This window comes from Campylobacter fetus subsp. fetus (assembly GCF_900475935.1).
Taxonomy (GTDB): Bacteria; Campylobacterota; Campylobacteria; order Campylobacterales; family Campylobacteraceae; genus Campylobacter; species Campylobacter fetus.
The window spans coordinates 1,698,304-1,719,080 of the sequence record NZ_LS483431.1 but is presented as its reverse complement, the minus strand read 5'-3'; the positions used below and the strand labels follow the sequence as shown (position 1 = coordinate 1,719,080).

At 33.0% G+C, this 20,777-nt stretch carries 18 protein-coding genes, 1 tRNA gene and 1 pseudogene; 4 read left to right on the top strand and 16 right to left on the bottom strand.

What is annotated here, in order from left to right; all coding sequences use genetic code 11:
* Positions 1-11: 11 nt before the first annotated feature.
* On the bottom strand, positions 12-770 hold the full coding sequence (locus DQN38_RS08620) for a hypothetical protein (RefSeq protein ID WP_002847791.1): 759 nt from the start codon (positions 768-770) through the stop codon (positions 12-14).
* Between the two features lie 124 nt (positions 771-894).
* Between DQN38_RS08620 and DQN38_RS08615 the strand changes: the two genes are divergently transcribed.
* Both DQN38_RS08615 and DQN38_RS09350 read left to right on the top strand, forming a co-directional pair.
* Positions 895-971: transfer RNA gene (locus DQN38_RS08615), tRNA-Met, on the top strand.
* Positions 972-1,157: 186 nt separating this feature from the next.
* A pseudogene (locus DQN38_RS09350) lies at positions 1,158-2,129 on the top strand (catalase).
* A 3-nt stretch (positions 2,130-2,132) separates the two neighbouring features.
* Here DQN38_RS09350 and DQN38_RS08605 read toward each other — a convergent pair.
* The 15 genes from DQN38_RS08605 to DQN38_RS09175 form a co-directional block, all read right to left on the bottom strand.
* Positions 2,133-2,642 (bottom strand): flavodoxin family protein, encoded by a 510-nt coding sequence (locus DQN38_RS08605; protein WP_002847790.1) that lies wholly within the window; start codon positions 2,640-2,642, stop codon positions 2,133-2,135.
* A 271-nt stretch (positions 2,643-2,913) separates the two neighbouring features.
* Entirely contained in the window at positions 2,914-3,708 is a 795-nt protein-coding gene (locus DQN38_RS08600; RefSeq protein ID WP_065843622.1) for an ABC transporter substrate-binding protein, read from the bottom strand.
* A 2-nt stretch (positions 3,709-3,710) separates the two neighbouring features.
* A complete protein-coding gene (locus DQN38_RS08595; RefSeq protein WP_038454328.1) occupies positions 3,711-4,487 on the bottom strand; it encodes an ABC transporter ATP-binding protein in 777 nt (258 codons plus the stop codon).
* Positions 4,487-5,467, bottom strand: coding sequence for a FecCD family ABC transporter permease (locus tag DQN38_RS08590; RefSeq protein ID WP_065843621.1), 981 nt, complete (start codon positions 5,465-5,467; stop codon positions 4,487-4,489). The genes DQN38_RS08595 and DQN38_RS08590 overlap by 1 nt, the downstream gene beginning before the upstream one ends.
* The gene (locus DQN38_RS08585) at positions 5,457-7,451 is read right to left on the bottom strand and encodes a TonB-dependent receptor (RefSeq protein WP_065843620.1); all 1,995 of its coding nucleotides are present in this window, start codon (positions 7,449-7,451) and stop codon (positions 5,457-5,459) included. The genes DQN38_RS08590 and DQN38_RS08585 overlap by 11 nt, the downstream gene beginning before the upstream one ends.
* 87 nt (positions 7,452-7,538) lie before the next feature.
* On the bottom strand, positions 7,539-7,733 hold the full coding sequence (locus DQN38_RS08580) for a hypothetical protein (RefSeq protein WP_011732334.1): 195 nt from the start codon (positions 7,731-7,733) through the stop codon (positions 7,539-7,541).
* Positions 7,733-8,479, bottom strand: coding sequence for a HugZ family heme oxygenase (locus tag DQN38_RS08575; RefSeq protein WP_065843619.1), 747 nt, complete (start codon positions 8,477-8,479; stop codon positions 7,733-7,735). The genes DQN38_RS08580 and DQN38_RS08575 overlap by 1 nt, the downstream gene beginning before the upstream one ends.
* A 97-nt stretch (positions 8,480-8,576) precedes the next feature.
* Positions 8,577-10,121, bottom strand: a complete 1,545-nt coding sequence (locus DQN38_RS08570; RefSeq protein WP_081303737.1) for an ATP-binding cassette domain-containing protein — start codon at positions 10,119-10,121, stop codon at positions 8,577-8,579.
* The gene (nhaA, locus tag DQN38_RS08565; protein ID WP_002850877.1) at positions 10,111-11,295 is read right to left on the bottom strand and encodes a Na+/H+ antiporter NhaA; all 1,185 of its coding nucleotides are present in this window, start codon (positions 11,293-11,295) and stop codon (positions 10,111-10,113) included. Before nhaA ends, DQN38_RS08570 begins: the two co-directional genes overlap by 11 nt.
* A complete protein-coding gene (gene recJ / locus DQN38_RS08560) occupies positions 11,296-12,888 on the bottom strand; it encodes a single-stranded-DNA-specific exonuclease RecJ (protein WP_002850876.1) in 1,593 nt (530 codons plus the stop codon). It abuts the gene before it with no gap.
* Positions 12,882-14,513 (bottom strand): CTP synthase, encoded by a 1,632-nt coding sequence (locus tag DQN38_RS08555; RefSeq protein WP_182995131.1) that lies wholly within the window; start codon positions 14,511-14,513, stop codon positions 12,882-12,884. Before DQN38_RS08555 ends, recJ begins: the two co-directional genes overlap by 7 nt.
* 149 nt (positions 14,514-14,662) lie before the next feature.
* Entirely contained in the window at positions 14,663-15,685 is a 1,023-nt protein-coding gene (locus DQN38_RS08550; RefSeq protein WP_065843616.1) for a bifunctional metallophosphatase/5'-nucleotidase, read from the bottom strand.
* A 96-nt stretch (positions 15,686-15,781) separates the two neighbouring features.
* Complete coding sequence (locus DQN38_RS08545; RefSeq protein WP_065843615.1) at positions 15,782-16,183, bottom strand: metallophosphoesterase; 402 nt, start codon at positions 16,181-16,183, stop codon at positions 15,782-15,784.
* Between the two features lie 238 nt (positions 16,184-16,421).
* Positions 16,422-18,095, bottom strand: a complete 1,674-nt coding sequence (ilvD, locus tag DQN38_RS08540) for a dihydroxy-acid dehydratase (RefSeq protein WP_038454321.1) — start codon at positions 18,093-18,095, stop codon at positions 16,422-16,424.
* A gap of 108 nt (positions 18,096-18,203) precedes the next feature.
* On the bottom strand, positions 18,204-18,329 hold the full coding sequence (locus DQN38_RS09175; RefSeq protein ID WP_259459119.1) for a hypothetical protein: 126 nt from the start codon (positions 18,327-18,329) through the stop codon (positions 18,204-18,206).
* Here DQN38_RS09175 and DQN38_RS08535 point away from each other — a divergent pair.
* On the top strand, positions 18,316-19,677 hold the full coding sequence (locus DQN38_RS08535) for an MBOAT family O-acyltransferase (protein ID WP_225897139.1): 1,362 nt from the start codon (positions 18,316-18,318) through the stop codon (positions 19,675-19,677). The genes DQN38_RS09175 and DQN38_RS08535 overlap by 14 nt on opposite strands.
* 9 nt (positions 19,678-19,686) lie before the next feature.
* Entirely contained in the window at positions 19,687-20,724 is a 1,038-nt protein-coding gene (locus tag DQN38_RS08530) for a hypothetical protein (RefSeq protein WP_065843613.1), read from the top strand.
* Positions 20,725-20,777 lie beyond the last annotated feature (53 nt).

Below are 20,777 nucleotides of genomic sequence, written 5' to 3'. Positions count from 1 at the left end.
AAAATAATTATTTATTTGCACATATAAATTACATTTGCGCTTAGTTTTTGATTTTGTTCATCTGTTATAGGCAGCGCTATGCCATCTCCTTGCATACTCATAGTTTTATAATTTGCTCTTAAAAGAGTAGGTGGCATATCAAAATTTATATCTTTGGTTGTGCATAATTTATTTGTAATTTCTGAATAATGCTTCTCGAAAGATAGTGCTTTTTGAATGATTTTATCATACAGTATCTCTGCGTTTTTGGCTGCTACTTCTGGATCGCTACTTTCTCTTATAGCTGGAGTTACAGATGATATGAATTCGTTTGTTTCAAGTATCGTATCTACATCGGCTAGAAATTTGTTGTATAAGTTGAGGTTTTCTTTTGTGATTTTGCAACTGAGTTTTGCATTGGCATTTTGTCCTACTATAACTTCTTTACCGTTTTCATATGAATAGCTAGGTTCTATACTATAGCTACCTCCCGTGCATATACCGTCTTCTTTTGCACGATTTATGATAGCGTTGAACGTGTTTTTGATAGAATCTTTTTCTAAGGTAGTGAGTGAGCTTTTGTTTCTTAGTAGAGCAGAAGACACGAATCTTGGTTCAGAAATAAATACCGAAGGTTCTACTTTGATACTTTCATCAACATTTCTAGAGAATGTGAGCTCTTTGTCGCTGAATTGATTTTGCATCAAAAACTTTGCATCAAATGTAACTCCTGCTACGAATATAACTAAAAACGCGAGAGCAAATGCCATCTTTTTAAGTAAATTTAACATAATTGTTCCTTTTTTGTATAAATTTTTAAACGTTATTGTACCTTAAAAATCCAAATTTATCTTAAAAAAGATTAATTTAGATATAAGCTTTCATAGGATATAATGCGCTTCTTACTTTTGGTGCGCCTCGGTAGCTCAGCTGGCTAGAGCGCTGGTCTCATAAGCCGGAGGTCGGGAGTTCGAGTCTCCCCCTAGGCACCATATTCTACTATATTTTTTATATATTTTTAAATTTATAATCCGTCATTTAAGTTTTTTATTGATTTACAATTTTATTATAATAAGTTTATATAAATTTAATTTTTAATTTACTATAATTTAGTAATTAATTTATTATTTACTAAATTTAATTATACTAATTCCTTATTAAAATTTTAAGGAGAAATAATGAATAAAGTTTTTAGTTTCTGTGCTGCAGCATGTCTTTTCGTGTCTGCGCTAAATGCTGAGCAAAAATTACCGAGCTCATATAGTGCCGAGGATCTAGCTGATATATTTTATCAACTAAATTACTCTGCAGAGCATCCAAAAGCTAAGATAAATCATACAAAAGGTTTTTGCGCAAGCGGTGTTTTTGAGCCTTCAAAAGAGATTTCAAAATTTGTTAATGTTCCTCTTTTTAAAAAAGATAAGATAGATGCTCAGATAAGATACTCTTTAGGCGGAGCTATCATGGATGATAAAAGCAAACCTCGCGGTATGGCTATAAAAATGCAAGGTGATGGCGATTTATGGACTATGGTTATGCTAAATTTACCTATAGTTTTTGCTAAAAACGCTAAATAATTCGGAGATTTTTTTAAAATGCGTATTCCTGTAGATGGAAAAGTTGATTCTGATTTTATCAAAGAGTCTATGCAAAAAGTAAATTCTTATAGAAACTTTGATAACTATATAAATAGCATCGGAATCACTTCTAGCGTTGCAAATACGCCATTTTTCAGTGCTCATACATTTTGGTTTAAGAGTGCTAAAGATGATAAAATGATAGCTGCTAAATGGAGATTTGAACCTGTTAGTGGTGTGAAGTATTTAAATAAAGATGAGGAAAAAACTCTTAGTAACGACTATTTATCACAAAGATTTAAAGAGCATGTAAAAAGCTCGCCGGTTGAGTATAAAATGTACTTGACTTTGGCAAATGAAAATGATCCTGTAGATGATCCTGCTACTCTTTGGAAAGGAAAACACAAAGAGGTGTTGGCCGGAACTTTAAAAGTATATAAATACGATGGCGAGGGTTGCAACTCTGATGTGTATTTTCCTTCAGAAATACCTTCTGGAGTTGGCGCACCAAAAGATAAGTTATTTGATATAAGAAATGAAGTTTATGCTATAACTTTTGGTAGAAGACAATAAGAGTTAAATAGAGTTCATTTTAGGAAGCTGCTTGTTTTTGCTAAATGCTATTTTGGCGTTTAAAAGGTCATTGTTATCTGGATGAGTGCTAGCTTCCTTCCATCTAGCTTCTCTATGCGGTGTTGATTTGCCTGCTTTTGTAATTTTATTTATTAAATTCGGGCTTATAGCGCCTTGAGATATGAACTCTTTTTTAATATTGCAACCATTTATTTGCATCATATATTTTACATTTTGCATACATTTTTTAGCGTGTTCGCCTTTTGGATCTGCTCCAAGAGTCATAAAAAGACCGATATTTTTATTTTTTATGCTTTGCATAAAAGCTTTCATATCTCTATCTGGATATCCTTTATCTACCCAAAATCCAAGAGCTATAAATTCAAATTCATCTAAATTTACAAAATTTGCGTCTTTGAAGCTGATATAGATACAACTAAGAGATTCAGATACTGCTTTTGCTATCTTTTTTGTGTTACCTGTGACGCTTGAGTATATAACTATGTTTTTCATGCTGTCTCGTTTTCTACTATTTTTTGATATATTCGTTTATATATTATTTCTCAAAATATATCGTTTTATGAGACGGCATTTTATCATATTATTATTAATGCTTATAATTTGTTTTTGTATGTTATCTTAACAATTTATATAGTTTTTTTGGTTGTTTAACTAGCTTTAAATGCTGTTTAAATTTAAAAGAAGTGGATTTAAATTCACTTCTTTTTCTATTTTTTAAGTCCGGAGTATTGTCTACTTTTGATAGAAGAAATATCAGCTATATTTATTTTGCTAGAATTTCATAAATTTTTTCTATACTTTGAGTTATTCTTGGAGTTCCTCTTAATATAAGGGCTGAGGGCACTGAGATTATCTTGCCATCTTTGGCAGCTTTAGTTTTGCTTAAAACAGGATAGAGTTGCAAGAGACTTTTGGAGTTGTTTGCTGTTTCTACAACTATGATAAAGTCGGGATTTTGCTCTAAAATATACTCAGTTTGAATCACCGAAGTAGCCCCTTGCAGATTTTCGGCTATGTTTTTTAGACCTAAGTTATTTGTGATATCTATGGGCAGAGTTCCGCTATTAAAAGCCATTAAATTTAGTGCAGAAAATAGAACTACAACCTTTTTACCACTTAATTTATCTTGATGTGATAACTTAGATTTTATCTCATCTATAAGCTGTTTGCCTTCTTCTTGTTTTTGAGTTATATCTGCTATTTTTTCTATATTTTTATAAATGTCGTTCAAACTGTTTGCATTTAAACTTAATGTTTTTAAGCCTAGATTTTTTAGATCGTTATCTACATTTATAGAGTGGAAACTTGTTATCACAAGATCCGGGTTTATCTCCACTATGCGTTCTAAATTCGGTTTCATATAAGAGCCGACATTTGGAAGTTGTGCGGTTTTATCTTCTGGATAAATTTTAGTCATAGATGAAATGGCTATAGCGGCTATATTATCTTCGGCTTTGAGCATATATAGTATTTCTACCGCAGCAGGATCCAGCACTACTAATTTTACTCCAAATGCAAATTCAAACAGAGCTACAAGTATGATTAATATTTTTTTCATTTTTATCCTTTATTTTTTGGTATTATTATCGAAAAACCGTTATGATTTAGCACGTCGCATTCAAGATTGTAAATTTCTTTTAAAATATCTTTTTTGTATAGTTCTTTTGGAGTACCGCTGTAAGCGACTTTTCCATCTTTTAGCATTATAATTTTATCACAAAATATACTTGCCAAGTTTAGATCATGTAGAACTACTATGCTAAATATATTTAATTTTTTAGTTATCTTTTTGCAAAGACTCATGATCTCGACTGCATAGTTAAGATCAAGAGCGCTTGTAGGCTCATCAAGAAGTAGTATTTTAGGATCTGAGACTATCGCTCTGGCTAGTAAAACTCTTTGAAATTCGCCTCCGCTAAGAGAGTTTGCGGATCTATCTTTAAACTCTTTTAAATTCAAAAGCTCCATTACTTCACTCACTTTTCTATAGTCATCTGAGCCGTAGTTGCCAAATATCCCTTTTATACTCACATATCTTCCCATAAGTATCAAATCCTCTACGCTAAGAGGAAGTGCTAAATCAGATTTTTGCGGTACAAAACCTATAATTTTGGCTAAATCTTTTTGCGAATACTCTTTTAGCGGTTTGAAGTTTATCTTTATAACGCCGCTATTTGGCTGCAGAATTTTTAATATATTTTTAAGAAGAGTTGATTTTCCGCAGCCGTTTGGACCTAAAATTCCTATAAACTCTGCGCTGTTTATCTGAATATTTAGCTTATTTAGTATCTGATTTTTATTAAATTTAAAACTTAAATTTGATATCTCGATACTCACTAGATGACTCCTTTGCTATATTTAATAGCCAAAAATAGAAAAAACGGAGCTCCAAAAAATGCTGTTACGACTCCTATCGGAATTTCTGTCGGATTGAGCACATTTTTAGCTACAAGATCGCAAAATAGTAAAAAAAGTGCACCTGCTAAAGTAGATATAGGTATCAAAACAGCATTGTTTGACGTGCCTAGTATCATTCTTAAAATATGAGGTATGATGAGTCCGACAAAACCTATCATCCCGGTAAATGCAACTGAGAATGCCACGCTTAAAGATGCTACTATGAGCAGTCTTTTTTTTGTTATATCTACATCGGCTCCTAAGCTTTTTGCTTCTTCGTCTCCGCTTAAAAGTAAATTTAACTCATTTCTCTTTTTATAAAAATATATTAGCGAAAGTATCAAAGGTAGAGTTAGCAAGCCTACTTTAAACCAGCTTGCGCCTCCAAGATATCCCATCATCCACGCTATTATCTTAAAACTATCTTCTCCTATAAGATAAGTAGCAAGTGATGTAAAAGCTCCAAGCATAGATGAAAATGCTATGCCTATTATAAGCAAAGTAGCTACAGAGCGACCGTTTTTTGATAGTTTAAATATAACTATAGAAAGAATGCACGAAGCTATAAAAGCAAAAATACCGTAATATATATCCTCTAATCCAAATATATAAGCTACAACCGCCCCAAATGTTGCGCTTGATGCAATTCCTATTATATATGGATCTGCTAGAGGATTTAAAAATATAGTTTGAACGACAACACCGGAGCTGGCCAAAAGAGCTCCTATTAATATAGCCATCACTATGCGAGGAAGTCTTATGTCAATCAGTATAGTTTTTTGCGTATCGCTTAGATCTTGCGAGTATAGATTAAAAATCTCATTAAATCCTACGTTAGCTCCTCCCAAAGCTAGCGAAATGATCGTTAAAACAAGAAGGCAGATTAAAAAGCTTATAATGAGATAGCTTTTAATAGACATATTTAAACTCTACATAATAATTTCTTGCGTTTGCCGGTTTATACTGGTCTTTGATTTTGTCTTGATATGTAAAGTATCTCTTGTCAAATAAATTTTTTATCCCGGCAATGACTAAAAAGCCTTTTGGAAAACTGTATTTTGCCCCTATATCTACTATGGTTTTCGAGTTTATTTTCTCATATCCGTTATCGAGCATATCAGAAAAGTATTTTATATCGCCAAAAACATTTAGATTTCTAATCACTTTGTAGTCTGCTCCGAAAACTAATTTATGTTTTGCCGCTAGAGGTATTCTTTTATTATTAAACTCACCGCTTGTGATTTTTGCATCTACGTATGAATATGTTTGTTTTAAGCTAAGATCATTATCTAACATATATTGACTTGCGTAAAGTTCTATCCCAAGCCTTCTTGTTTTATCTAAATTTATAAAACGCCATAGAGTATGGTCTTCTTCCATTATGTTTCTTATCTCATTTTTTTTATCCGTGATAAATGCCGTAGCGCTCATGTACGAGCCTAGAAAATAGTCTTTAGCGCCGATCTCGTATGTATAAAATATCTCTGATTTTAAATTGTTAAATTTATAAACTGAACCGCGAGTAGCGCCTTGAGGACGTACGCTATTTGTTAGTTGAGTCGGAGATGCAGAGTAAAATCCTCTTTCAAATTTAAAATATATATTTCCGGTATCAGAGTATTTTAAATTTGGAGTTATTTCAAATGCGTGATTATTTGTATCTGGCTGATTTGCAATATTTTTTACCGTTGTCATCGGGCGTGTCGAGTTTGGCATATAAATATTCGTGATAGAACTTCTATCCAAATCATAACTAGCTTTTTCAAATCTATATCCGCTACTTATACTAAACCAGTCGTTAAAATGGTGATTATCCATGACATAAATTGAGTGAGATTTTTTTTCTAAATCTACGTTTATACTGTTTTTTACGGTTACGCCTCTTCTGGAGCCTTGATTATTTCTATATCTTAATCCTTTGTTTATATAGTATTCATAGCCATAAATTAGCTCGCCGTTGCCGTAATCCATACGGTTTTTTAAATTTATTCCATATTTTTTATCTTCAAATCCGCTATTATCATCTAGCTCTTGTTTAATTTTTTGATAATATGGGAAGATATGAAAATCTACGTAATCTCCGTATTTTAAAGCATAATCAAGCGTGAGATCAAGTCTTGTTTCATCTTTGGTCGTTTTTTTACCGCCTTGTTTTGGATCACTATTTACTTGAGCTTTACTAAGAGCGTTTAAAGTGCTAGTTGTTGCGTTATAATAGCTCGAGTTGAGCATTACGCTTTGGTTGTCGTTGATTTGATACGTTGCTCCGCCGCTTGTGTAGTAACCTCTATTTTTCTCGCCGTCTCTGTAGCCTTTCTCATCAAACTTTTTTGCATTGAATTTTAAAAACAGATCATCGTTCGCCATTCCTCCGACTGCGAAATTTAGATCTTTATAGTTGTATGATCCGAATTTGGTAGATAAATTTGTATAAAAATCTCTAGGCTGATTTTTTGTAATTATATTTATAACTCCTCCGCTAGTGCCATTTCCATAAAGTACGCTTCCGCCTCCTGGTATTATCTCTATTTGCTCTATATCATCGACTGATATAGTATTTATAGGCACTGTTGCGTGAGATGTGTCTAGCATATTTAGAGCGACTCCATTTAACATAATTTTTGTTGAGAAATTTGAGTTTATGCCTTGACCTCTCATATCTATAGTTCTGCCAAAACCGGGATCTATAAAGCTTATCGAAGGTTCTGCTTCTAAGATCTCTTCTACGTTTTTATAGCCTTTATTTTGGATATCTTCACTAGTTATGACAATCACGTTTCTTACTTCATCTTTTAGTTTGGTTTCAAATCCGCTAGTTGATATAACTGTGGTATCTAGCCTAATTTGTGTACCAAATACAAGCGTAGCCGCACTTAAGCTGCAAATAGTTATTTTTTTTAACATAGATGAACTCCTTTAATTTAGTTTGATATTCAGTTTTATGTTATTAATATTTACTTGCTCAATATGTAATTAAGATAGGCTTTATCGTTATAATTTATACTTTTGTTTTTGGAAGATTATGTATTTGGTAAATTTATCAAATTTAGCATCAAATTTGAGATTAGAGTTTTTTGCCCTCATCAAACAGACCGGCTTTTCTAATATCACCCATAAAACAGTGATTAACAAAGAAAAATAAGACATAAATAGCTTGCCGGTCTCTTTTGGTTTGACATTTTTCATTACCTCTTATTGTTGTGAGGATTTGCACCATGCGCTCTTTGGATAATTTCAAAACCATCCGTATCATACGCAGCTCCAAAACCTTTTACAAATCTTCCTTTGTTAATTTCTATCTTAATTATGTGAAAATCAGACATATTTTTTATCATTTTTATAGCCGATTCGCTTTTAAATTTACTTTCAAATTTAGAAAACAGACTCTCTTTTTTATCATCTAAAAATATCGCTTTAGATCTAAAACTTGCTCTTTTTCTAGCAAAAACAGTTTTAGCTTTGCTCTCATCTTCTAAAAACATAATTGATATTTTGTCGCTATTTTCTTTTATGGATTTGAAATGTTCGCTAACTTCAGATATAAGTATATAAAAATCATTATTATCTCTCACTACTGGAGCATACGAACAGACGCAGTGATCGCCGTTTAGGCTCGAGATAAGAACGCTGTTAAAGCTATCTATGAAATCTATCATATCTTTTGAAACCGCAGCAATACCTTCTTTTATATCAAGACTACTCATAAGATCTATTATCGCTGTTTTAAATCCTTCGCCGTTTTGTTCGGCTTTTTTTAGAAACGCAACTCGTACTAAAAGTTGATCACACGCTATATCCATACCGTCTTCGTCTATAGAATCAAGCCTTACGTTTGTAGGATTTTGTACCGCCCCAAAGTGTTTGCAAAGCATTATAAGCGTATCTATATGCTCGCTGTTCATATGCTCTATTGCTTTTCGTTTCGCATCCATTTATTCTCCTTTTTTAAAATTAATATTGATATTAAATACCAAAATTTAACATAAATTTTCTTAAAACTTTATAAATATTAAATTTAAAAATTATAAGTTATGATAAATAATTTATAAGTTTTCTATCTATTAGTTCGTATATTCTATCTGCGTATTTGAAATATCTATCATCATGACTTATAGCAAAAACGGTAATTTTTTGCTGTTTAAATAGCTTTAAAATTTCAGTATAAAACTTTGCTCTAAAGTGTGGATCTTGATCTGCTGCCCACTCATCAAGTAGCAAAATATTTCTATTTTCTAATAGCGCATTTATCAGAGCTAATCTCTTTTTTTGACCTTGAGAGAGATTTTGAGGATCTATTTGAGAGTCGTTTGGAGCTCTAAACTCAAGTAGTTCAAACCATTTTTTAGCATCATTTTCTATATCGCTAAATAGATAAAATTCACTAAATACCGCGCTTATAGTATTTTTATAAATTTGAATGTTTGAGCTGTCTATTTTTACGTCATCGATATAAATTTCACCGCTACTGGGCTTCAAAAGTCCCGCTAAAATAAGAAATAAAGTTGATTTTCCGCTGCCGTTTTCTCCTATTAAAAACAGACATTCGCCTCTATCTAATCTCATATTTATATTATCCAATATAAGCTTGTTTTCATAACTAAAACTAATATTTCTAAGTTCGATTCTTTGCCAGTTATCAAAACTCTTATATGTATCAAATTCCTCTTTATACGCGGCTAACTCTAAAGATTTTATCTTTTGAGCGGCAACTTTTGATTTTATTATCGATGGATAGGCAAAAAGCACCATCATAAGCGGAGCTCTTAAAAATAGTATAGTGATAGATATAGTTACGGCTCCGGCCATATCAAGCAGTTCAAATCCAAGACTGAGATAAATAACCAACCCAACAGCTCCTAGCGTCATCATACTTACCCAGTTACTTACTAGCGATTGGTAAAAATCTATGCTTAGCATATTTTTTCTCATATCTTGTACATTTAATCTAAATTTGAGATTAAAAAAATCCGCCGCTCTTTTTAAATTTAGACTAAATTCTTTATGAGCGTCTATAGATGTTTCATAATTTTTGTAGAGTCTATCCTCATTTTTTCTATGCTGCTTAAAAAGATTATATAGTTTTTTGATAAAATACAAACACAAGATAGCCCCAAATCCCAGCCATATAAAAACACTAAAAGCTAAAATAGGAGATAGATATAAAATATAAAAAAACGATACAATCGCAACAAGACCTCCTTGCAAAATCTCAGGTATGCGTACAAATCCATTTGTTATGCTTGCTATATCGCTTGAAAGCAGAGCTATGAGTTTAGCTCTGCCGATTTGCCTTGTATGGTGGTAATCAGTATCTAAAATACGCTTTATTATGCTTAATCGCATATCATAAATATAGTTTTGACTAGCTAAAGATATGGTATATCTAAAAGCCAAAGATGCTATAAAAAATAGTAAAAGTAAAATGATAAAATATAAGATTAAACCGTATTCGCCGCTTGTTATATTTAACAAATATCTATTTATAAACGCAAGAACGGCTAAATTTAGAGCGCTATAAAATACCGATAGTAAAGTTATAGCGCTTAGAATTAGATTTTTATTTTTAAGATTCATTGTCTTTGCGATGGTTTTTTGCTACTTTTGAAAATACAAGCAGATATATATATCCTATAACTCCTGCGGTAAATGAAGCTAATAAAATACCTAGTTTATCTGCGTGGAAGAACTCGTTGCTATCATGATATGCTAATGAATTTACAAACAAACTCATAGTAAATCCTATACCAGTTAGTATACACACTCCATAAAATTGCGTCCAAGACGAACCTTCAGGAAGTTTAGCAAAGCCTAGCTTTATAAAAATATAGCTAAACAGAAAAACTCCTACTTGTTTGCCTATAAGTAATCCAAAGAATATTCCCATTCCTACTGAATTTAAAAGTTGATTTATCTGTACTCCGGCAAGACTTACGCCCGCATTTACAAAAGCAAAAACTGGAAGTATGAAATAGCTGGTTATTCCTTGAAGATCATGTTCAAGCTCTACTAGCAGACTTTTTCCACTATCGTCTCTCATAGGTATAAAAAATGCTGCCACGACTCCTGCAATGGTAGCGTGGACTCCGCTTTTTAGTACGCTTACCCAAAGTATCAAAGTAACTAATATATATGCTGATTTTTTTGATACTTTAAATTTGTTTAATACCCAAAGCGCAAACAAACAGATCCCGGCTATAACAAAAGAGATAAAAGATAGTTTAGTCGTATAAAATATAGCTATTATAACAATAGCGCATAGGTCATCTATGATGGCTAAAGTAAGTAAAAATATTTTAAGACTTGATGGTATTCTTTTACCAAGAAGCATCAAAACTCCTAGCGCAAAAGCTATATCGGTCGCAGTAGGTATAGCCCAGCCTCTAATAGCAAAATCATTTCCGTGATTAAATGCCCAAAATATAACGGCCGGTAGTATCACTCCGCCAAGTGCGCCTATCGTAGGTAGAGCTATTTGAGATGGTTTTGAAAGTTCGCCTTGCAATATTTCTCTTTTTAATTCAAGTCCCACAACAAAGAAAAATATCGCCATCAATCCATCATTTACCCATAAAATCAGTGGTTTTGATAGATTAAAATCCCTAAAACCGACCGTAAATTCAGCTCTTAAAATTTCGGTATAAAAATGGTTTAAAAACCCATTTTGAAATAAAAGTGCTAAAATAGTAGCGATGATAAGTAAAACACCGCCGAATGATTCGTGTTTTACAAAGTTTAAATTTATTTTCATTTATTTCTCCTGATTCTTTAGTTCATATATCTCTTTTATTAAAAGTTGAGGCGTGATAAGACCTCTAAATGAGTTTTTTGATACGGAGACTAAAAGATCTATATTATCTCCGACATGAGGCGTATAGTCGTAGTTAAAAAATATTGCTTCATACGATTTGCCGCCTTTTTGAAGTATGAGTTTTAGATGATTTTCTTCTTTGCCTATAAATTTGGTATTTTTTACTTTTGCACTTTTTAGCTCAAATAACGGTCTTGGATTTCTTTGACCGTATGGTTCAAAATACTCTAAAATCTCCAAAAGCTCATAATCAATCGCATTGTGATCAATTTCGCCTAAAACCTCGTCGCTTCCACTAAAATCATATAAATCTTGTAAAAAGCAGGAGTTATTTACGGCATGTTTAAACTCGTCTAGATTGTTAGTTTCTATAACTAATCCAGCCGCGCCTTTATGTCCGCCAAATCCGCAAAGAAGTTTTTCTTGTGATGCTATAAGGGCCAATATATCAAATTTACCTACGCTTCTAGCACTTCCTTTTGCTCTGCAGCCATCAATGCTAAATACAATTGCGGGCTTTTTATATCTTTTTGCAAGTCTGCTAGCAACTATTCCTATTACGCCCTCGTGCCACTCATTTCCCCAAGTAACTATGATATCTTCGTTATCGTTTACATCTTTTATAGACGATTCGAATAATGCTTTTTCTTGCTCTTTTCTTGAATTATTAAAACAGGTTATCATATCAAGATAACTGTTTGCTTCATCTATAGTTTTACTTCTTAAAAATTTAAAAGACACGCTTGCATCATCCATTCTTCCGGCCGAGTTTATAAGTGGAGCTATAAGAAAGCTTATATCGTCAAATTCAAATTTATCTTTTCCGTAAAAACATTTTATAGCTTCAAAACATGCTCTTTTACTAGAGTTAATTCGAGTTATACCAAGTCTAACTAGTATCCTATTTAAATCTCTCAACTCCATCATATCAGCGATAATTGCTAGCGCTAAAAGATCAATGAATTTGCCCATATCGTAATTTTTTAGACTGCAAACCTCTTTTAACGCTCCAACAAGATACCATGCTACTTGAGCACCGCAAATTTCAATATTTGGAAATGTGCATTCTGGCTGTTTTGGATTTATTATCGCGTAGGCTTGAGGCAAAATTTGCGGAGGCATATGATGATCTGTGATGATAAGATCTATACCTTTTTTGGCGCATAGATCAGCTGCTTCATTTGCACTTATACCGTTATCTACTGTTATTATGAGTGCAACGCTTTCAAGTTCATTAACTATATCTGAGTTAAGACCGTAACCGTCTTTGAATCTATTTGGAATTCGTATTATAAAATCCGTACTCATATCTGTTAAAAACTCAGCCATTATAGCAGTACTAACAACTCCATCTACATCATAATCTCCAACTATAGCTATAAGCTCATTGTTTTGTATCGCAGTTTTGATACGCTCTGCAGCTTTATAAGTATCTTTGAGTTCGCAAGGCAAAGGAATCTCTGAAAGTTTTTTATGTAAGTCGTTACTAAACCTTTTATTAAGCAGATTCCTGATCTCGGTTTTATCTAACATTTTTTATTGTCTATACCGGCTTTTATAAAGCCTAAAATAGCAGGATTCGGTTTTGTTAGACGTGAAGTAAATTCAGGGTGAAACTGCACACCTAGAAAAAACGGATGATCTTGTAGTTCGACTGCTTCTATAAGGCCTTCGCTCTCTCCGCTAACTATAAGACCATTTTTTTCAAATGCTTCTCTGTATTTTGGATTTGCTTCGTACCTGTGTCGGTGTCGCTCTTTTATCTGTTTTGCTCCATTATAAATTCTACTTAAAAGAGAGTTTGGAAGTATATTGCATTTATAGCTTCCAAGTCTCATAGTGCCTCCAAGCGGACTTTTGTGGGTACGTAACTGTTTTTTACCGTTTGCATCTATAAATGAATCTATAAGATATATTATAGGATTTTTGCAGTTTTCTTGAAATTCAATCGAATTCGCATCTTCTAAATTTAAAATATTTCTAGCAAATTCGATCAAACTAAGCTGCATACCAAGGCAAATTCCAAGATATGGTATTTTATTTTCTCTAGCGTATTTTATGGCTTGCATTTTGCCTTCTATACCGCGTGAACCAAAACCTCCTGCTACAAGTATTCCATCTACGTCTTTTAATGTTTCAGATGCGCTATTTTCATCTATTTTTTCACTATCGCACCATTTTAAATGTACTCTTGCATCGAGATTTGCTCCAGCGTGAATGATGCTTTCTGTTAAACTTTTATAACTCTCTTTTAAATCAATATATTTTCCTACAAATGCAATTGTTACGCTATCGCTCGGAGCTATAACTCTTTTTACCAGATTATCCCAATTTTGCATATTTGGTCTTAGATCACCAAGATCTAACACGTCAGCTATAGGCTCAAGTATATCTTGTTTTAAAAAACTAAGCGGAACTTGATATATGCTTTGTAAATCTGGGCTTTCTATAACTGAGTTTCTCTCAACGCCACAGCTAGAAGCTATCTTATCTTTTAATTCGCGATTTATAGGAATTTCTGAGCGGCATATTATCATATCTGGACTTATTCCTATGCGGCGCAGTTCTCCGACGCTATGCTGAGTCGGTTTAGTTTTTAATTCACCGGCAACTTTTATATACGGTACTAAAGTTAAATGAATAAACATACCGTTTTTTCGTCCTACTTCGCTTCTTAAGGCTCTTATCGCTTCTAAGAAAGGAAGCCCCTCTATATCACCTACGGTGCCGCCGATTTCTACTATCAATATATCTTTGCCAACTCCGGCTTTTTTGATTCGTTCTACTATTTCGCCTACGATATGAGGTATAACTTGAATTGTTTTACCAAGATAGTCGCCGCGTCTCTCTTTTTCTATTACCGAGCTATAAACTCTACCTGTAGTGAAGTTGTTATTTTGCGTTAAATTTTCATCTAAAAATCTTTCATAATGTCCAAGATCAAGGTCAGTTTCAGCACCATCATCGGTTACGAAAACTTCACCGTGCTCAAGCGGACTCATTGTGCCTGGATCTACATTTATATACGGATCTGCTTTTAAAATACTTACTTTTAAGCCTACATTTTTAAGCAAAGTGGCGATACTAGCAGCTGCTATGCCTTTTCCAAGACTAGAGAGCACTCCGCCTGTTACAAAAATGTATTTTGTTTGATTCAATTTGCTCATTATCATTCCTTTTCTAAAGCGATTATATCAAAAGTTTTTTTACTATCTGATAAATTTAGTTTTATTGCTTTAGTGCGTTAGCAAATTATATAACATCGAATTTAAAATTTATTTTTATAAATTTATGGCGACTATATAATTTAAATTTTACCTTCAAGAAGTTTTAAATACTCTATAAACGCTTCATTTAAAGTCACCGATGAGTCAAATTTATTTATCCCTTTTTTTAAAATAGCATAACCGTCTCCTCCGTTAGCTAAAAAATCAGTAACCGCTATAGTATAAAGTTTAGATGGATTTATAGGCTCATTTTTAATTTTTAAATTTAAAATAGTTTTATTTGAACTATCTATAGTAAAACTAACGTCTTTTGATATTTGAGCAAATCCTCCGAATCCCGGTTTTATATTGATTATATAATTAAATAATTCCATCACTTCATCACCTTTTAGGCTTACTGCAGATATCGTATTTGGAAAAGGCATAGAGATCAAAATATCTTTTTTACTTACGTCTCCGGCATTTATACCAGATCTTATAGCTCCTGAGTTTATGATACCAAAGTCCGCTTTTATACCAAATTTAAAAAGCAAATTTATCATAGAGTCGGTTACGTGCCTTCCTATGGGCAACTGCTTGAATCTGATCTCGTTATTTTCAAACAGTAACGGCTCTTTTAACGTTATGATTTTACTATTTAAAGCCTCGTCGTGAATCCGTATAAACGGCTCTAAAATTCCGTTCATTTCATCGTCTAAATCAAAATCTTTGCTAGTTAGCTCAACTAAATTCCACTTTATCTTTTTATCTTTTAAATTTAAAACAGCTTTTCCTATATAGCGGTTATTGCTTCCTGCGCTCACTATGGGTACGCCATTTATTACCAAAGGTTTTTGAAATACCGAGTGCGAATGCCCGTCTATTATAAGATCTATACCATGTGTATTATTAGCTAGATCAACCGACGTTATATGCACGGGATCACCTTTAATATCTCCAAGATGTACTAAAGCGATTACAAAATCGGGGTTTGTATTTTTTATTTCATCCAATGTTTCTTTTGCGGCATGGATTTCTGGTAGAAATTCGATCTTTTCTCCATTTGCGCCATCAAATTTTGCCGGAATAGTTATATACTTTGTCGTACTCGTAGTAAGCCCCATTATGGCGACTTTAAATCCATTAAAATCTTTGATAATATATGGTTTTGCGATATAATTATTTTCAAATTTAACATTTGCGCTAAGCCAAGGGAAATTCTAAAGCTCCATTTGCATTTTTAATTTTTCATATGTACCGTCAAATTCGTGATTTCCAAGAGTAGCGGCGTCGTATTTTAGAGCATTAAAAGCTAAAATATCCGGTTTTGCATCAAATATATTTGAAAGCGATGAGCCGGTATTTACATCTCCTGCGTCAAGTAAAAGCGCATTTTTATATTCGTTTCTCATCTGCTTTACTAAGTTAGCTTGCAAAGCTACACCGCCAATTAGCGTACCGTCTTTAGTTTCATATGGCAAAAGAGCGCCGTGGTGATCATTTGTGTGAAGAATTAACAGCTCGTTCTCGTGTTTGTTATTTAAATTTACACAACCGTTAAATATCAATAAAAATGCAGCAAAAATCACTGTTGAAGCGACGTATTTTTTGAGTTTGTTCATATTTGTTCCTAGTATATATTTATTATCTTTTTAGTTAAAAATATAATAAATATATAATTTAAGCATAAGAATACTTTATTAATGTAAATATTTTTTATTTTCTTATTTATATATTTTACGGATATTGAAAATTGATATTTTGATTTTTTTAAGATTTATATAGAAAAATTGATTATATATTTTTAAAGATTAAGTTTTAAGATGAGCATAAAAGGCGATTTTTCCGCCTTTTATAAATTTATGCTTCCAAAATCGCGCCATTGCTCGCGTTTGTGACTAGTTTTTGGTATTGTCTTAACCAGCGGCTATTTACTGGTTTTCCAGCGTATTTCCACTCTTTGCGTCTCGCTTCTATCTCAGTGTCGCTTAAACGTACGTTTATGCTAAATTTATCTACGTCGATATCTATGATGTCACCGTCTTTTAAAAGACCTATCATACCGCCCTCAGCAGCTTCAGGGCTTACGTGCCCTATGCTTAGGCCGCGAGTCGCTCCGCTAAAACGCCCATCGGTTATAAGAGCTACGTCCGCTCCAAGTCCACGTCCTACTATAAGGCTAGTCGGGCTTAACATTTCTTGCATTCCGGGGCCTCCTTTTGGTCCTTCGTATCTTAAAACTACGACGTCGCCTTTTTGTACTTTTCCCTTTGATATGCCTTTTATAGCTTCATCTTGAGAGTTAAAGCAGACCGCTTTTCCGCTAAATTGTCTGCTACCGATGATACCGGCGGCCTTTATCACGCATCCTTGCTCGGCTAAATTTCCAAATAAAATAGCTAGTCCGCCCACTTTTGAGTAAGCATTTTGCACGGTATGGATCACGCTTTCATCTAAAATTTCAGCATTTTTTACTCTATCTCCTAAGCTCTCGCCGCTCACGGTAAGAGCGTCTAAACTTAATAAATCACTATTGAATTTAGCTATCTCGTTTATAACCGCGCTTAGTCCGCCGGCTTTGGCGACGTCTTGCATATGCACACTAGGCAGACTCGGAGCTATTTTAGTTATGTGCGGTACCGAGCGACTTATGTCATTGAGACTAGCGATATCTAACGGATATCCGGCTTCTCGACTGATGGCAAGCATATGAAGTATAGTATTTGAGCTTCCGCCCATCGCCATATCCACTACCATAGCGTTTTTGATAGTTTTTTCATTGATTATATTTCTTATCTGATAGCGCTCATCAAGTGCGATCTCGCAGATCCTACGTGCAGCTTTTCTTATGAGTTCTTCACGTTCAGGGGTAAGCGCAAGTACGGTACCGTTTCCCTCCAGAGCTACGCCCATAGCTTCGCAAAGTGTATTCATCGAGTTTGCGGTAAACATTCCTGAACAGCTTCCGCCACTTGGACAGGCGTTGCACTCGATAAATTTAAGCTCTTTTTCGTCTATCTGTTTTGTTTCATAAGCTCCGACCGCTTCAAAAGCAGAGTTTAGATCCAAAGCTTCTCCTTTGGCTCCGACTCCAGCAGCCATAGGACCGCCGCTTACGAATATAGTTGGCACATTTACCCTAAGTGCGCCCATAAGCATTCCAGGGACGATCTTGTCGCAGTTAGGTATGCAAACAAGCGCATCAAGAGCGTGAGCGTTCATCACTGTTTCAACAGAGTTTGCGATGATCTCGCGGCTTGGAAGTGAGTAAAGCATACCCTCGTGCCCCATAGCGATGCCATCATCAACGCCGATAGTGTTGAACTCAAACGGTACGCAGCCGTTTTTGCGGATTTCGTCTTTTAAAATTTCAGAGTATTTATTTAGGAAAAAATGACCGGGGATTATCTCTATAAAGCTATTTGCTACGCCAATAAACGGTTTTTTAAAGTCGTCGTCTTTAAGTCCGGTCGCTCTTAGAAGTGAGCGATGCGGAGTCCTTGTGTAGCCGTCTTTTATGATATCACTTCGCATGAGTTTTGCCTTTATTTTTAAATTTGCTCCATTTTATCAAAATTTAGTTTAAAATGTTTAAAAATTACAATTTATTCAACTTTAAATAAATTTAAAGTAAAATTAAATTCATTTAAGTCGTTTTTCAAGGATACTTATGCTTTTTAACTCGTTTGAGTTTATATTTGTATTTTTACCTATCACGTTTTTTCTATATTTTTTACTATCTAAATTTAGGCTGATGAAAGCTAGCATTTTTATATTAACAGCGGCATCTTTGGTTTTTTATGGATATTGGAATTTTATCTATGTGCCGCTTATTTTGGTGTCTATCACATTTAACTTTTTTACAGGAAATCATCTTTGTAAAGAGTTTAAATTTAAAAAGATATTTTTGTGGTTTAGCATATTGTGTAATCTAGCCTTTCTCGGATATTACAAATATACGGACTTTTTTATAGAAAATTTTAACGGTATGTTTAGCTCGAATATTCCTTTGCATCATATCATTTTACCACTTGGTATCAGCTTTTTTACATTTACTCAAATTGCGTTTTTAGTGGATTGTTTCAGCGGTAAGGTTAAAGAGACGAATTATCTCAAATACGCTTTATTTGTAACGTATTTTCCGCATCTTTTAGCAGGTCCTATCATACATCACGCTGAAATGATGCCGCAATTTGCAAATTTAAGGCGTAAAAAAATACATTATAAAAATATCAGTATAGGTATATTTTTATTTGCTATTGGACTGTTTAAAAAGGTCGTGATAGCCGATTTTTTTGCTAAATTTGCAAATTATGGATTTGATAGTGTTGCTATGCTTAGTATGAGTGAAGCGTGGATAACAAGTTTGAGTTATACTTTTCAGCTATATTTTGATTTTAGCGGATATACTGATATGGCAATAGGTATCTCATATATGTTTAATATAGTTTTACCTCTAAATTTTAACTCTCCTTATAAATCACTTAGTATTCAAGAGTTTTGGCGTAGATGGCATATGACTCTCTCAAGGTTTTTACGCGATTATATTTATATTCCTCTTGGTGGAAATAGGCTTGGAGAGAGCAGGGCGTATATAAATATTTTTATCGTATTTTTACTTGGTGGATTATGGCATGGCGCCGGTTGGACATTTATTATATGGGGAGCTCTTCACGGAACAGCTCTTATGATTCATCGTTTTTATAGTTCTCATTTTAAACCTTTGCATAGGATTTTGGCGTGGATTATCACCTTTAATTTTATAAATATTACATGGGTATTTTTTAGAGCTAAAGATATGGAGTCTGCTTTTAAGGTATTAAAAGGAATGTTTAATATAAACTCTATAGCCCCAAATAGCGGCTTTATAATTGTGATAAATGAAGCATTTGGTTTTATGGAAAATGTTACTCATAAAATAGCTGCTAGCCTTAGTATCTTTATAGTTACTGCTTTAGCTTTTATAATTTGCGTATTGTTTAAAAACTCAAATGAGATGGTCGCAAACTCTAAATTCGGATATAAGACGGCGATTTTTGTTGTGTTTTTATTTGTGTGTGCGTTTTTTGCTACTAGAAGCGTTCAAGAATCACAATTTTTATATTTTAATTTTTAGGGCAAAATAATGGGTAATTATAAAAGATTTTTAATTATGTTGTTAGCTTTTTTAGTTCTGTTTTTTGCATTTTATTTTGTTTCTTATATTATAATTTTACAAAAATCTTCCTCAAATTTCCACTCTTTTAAAAATTATCTCATATCTAATACCGGAACAAAAAGTAGAATAATAATAGATAGCGGCTCAAACTCGTTTCATAGTATAAACTCTAAAACAATAGAAGAGCATTTCGGTAAAATTACTATAAATTTAGCAGATAACGCAGAGTATCCTTTACAAGCGAAATTATATAGAATTAATAAATTTGCCAATAGCGCAGATATCGTAATACTTCCTTTGGAGTACAGATTTTATTTGAATGATATCGCTCCTAAAATATTTTATGATCATATATTTTTTGAACTTAGCCATTATTTCGTATATTCTCCGCTTTTGTATAAGATAAAATTAATATTCAACACTCCTATTTCTAGTCTATTAAAATCTTTTATAAGATATATTAATACTGACTTTAAAATGCTAAAAAGTTATAATCATGCAGATTATTTTGAAGATTTTAAAAACGGATTAAGAGGAGATCATATATTCAATTCTAAACTTCCATTTAGAAATGATATTACGAATTCATGTAAACAATTTATATTTTTAAAAGAAATAGTTAAAAAAGGTAGTTTAATTAATAAAATTTTTAAAGAGAATTTAGAATTGATGAAAAAGATAGAAAAAGAAAAAGGCGTAAAGTTTATATTTACTTATCCTGCTGTTGTAGGGGATGATTGCTATGATTTTAGTGGCAAAAACGGTGCTGAATATAAAAAGTTTTTAACAGATATTAAAAAACTATGTAATTCAAATGGATTTGAGTTTATAGGCGATTTTCGATCAAGCTATTTTCCTAGAAAACAGATACATGATACATGGTATCATATTTTGCCGGAAGCTAGAGACATTAGAACCAAAAAGCTGATTGAAAATTTAGATAAATCAAATTTTAAAAATGATTTATACGCAGATAGTTTGTCAAATAGTTCTATTTCAAATTAAAATTAAATTATATTATATTAATATTTTCTAAATTTAAGCTATACGTTTGTATA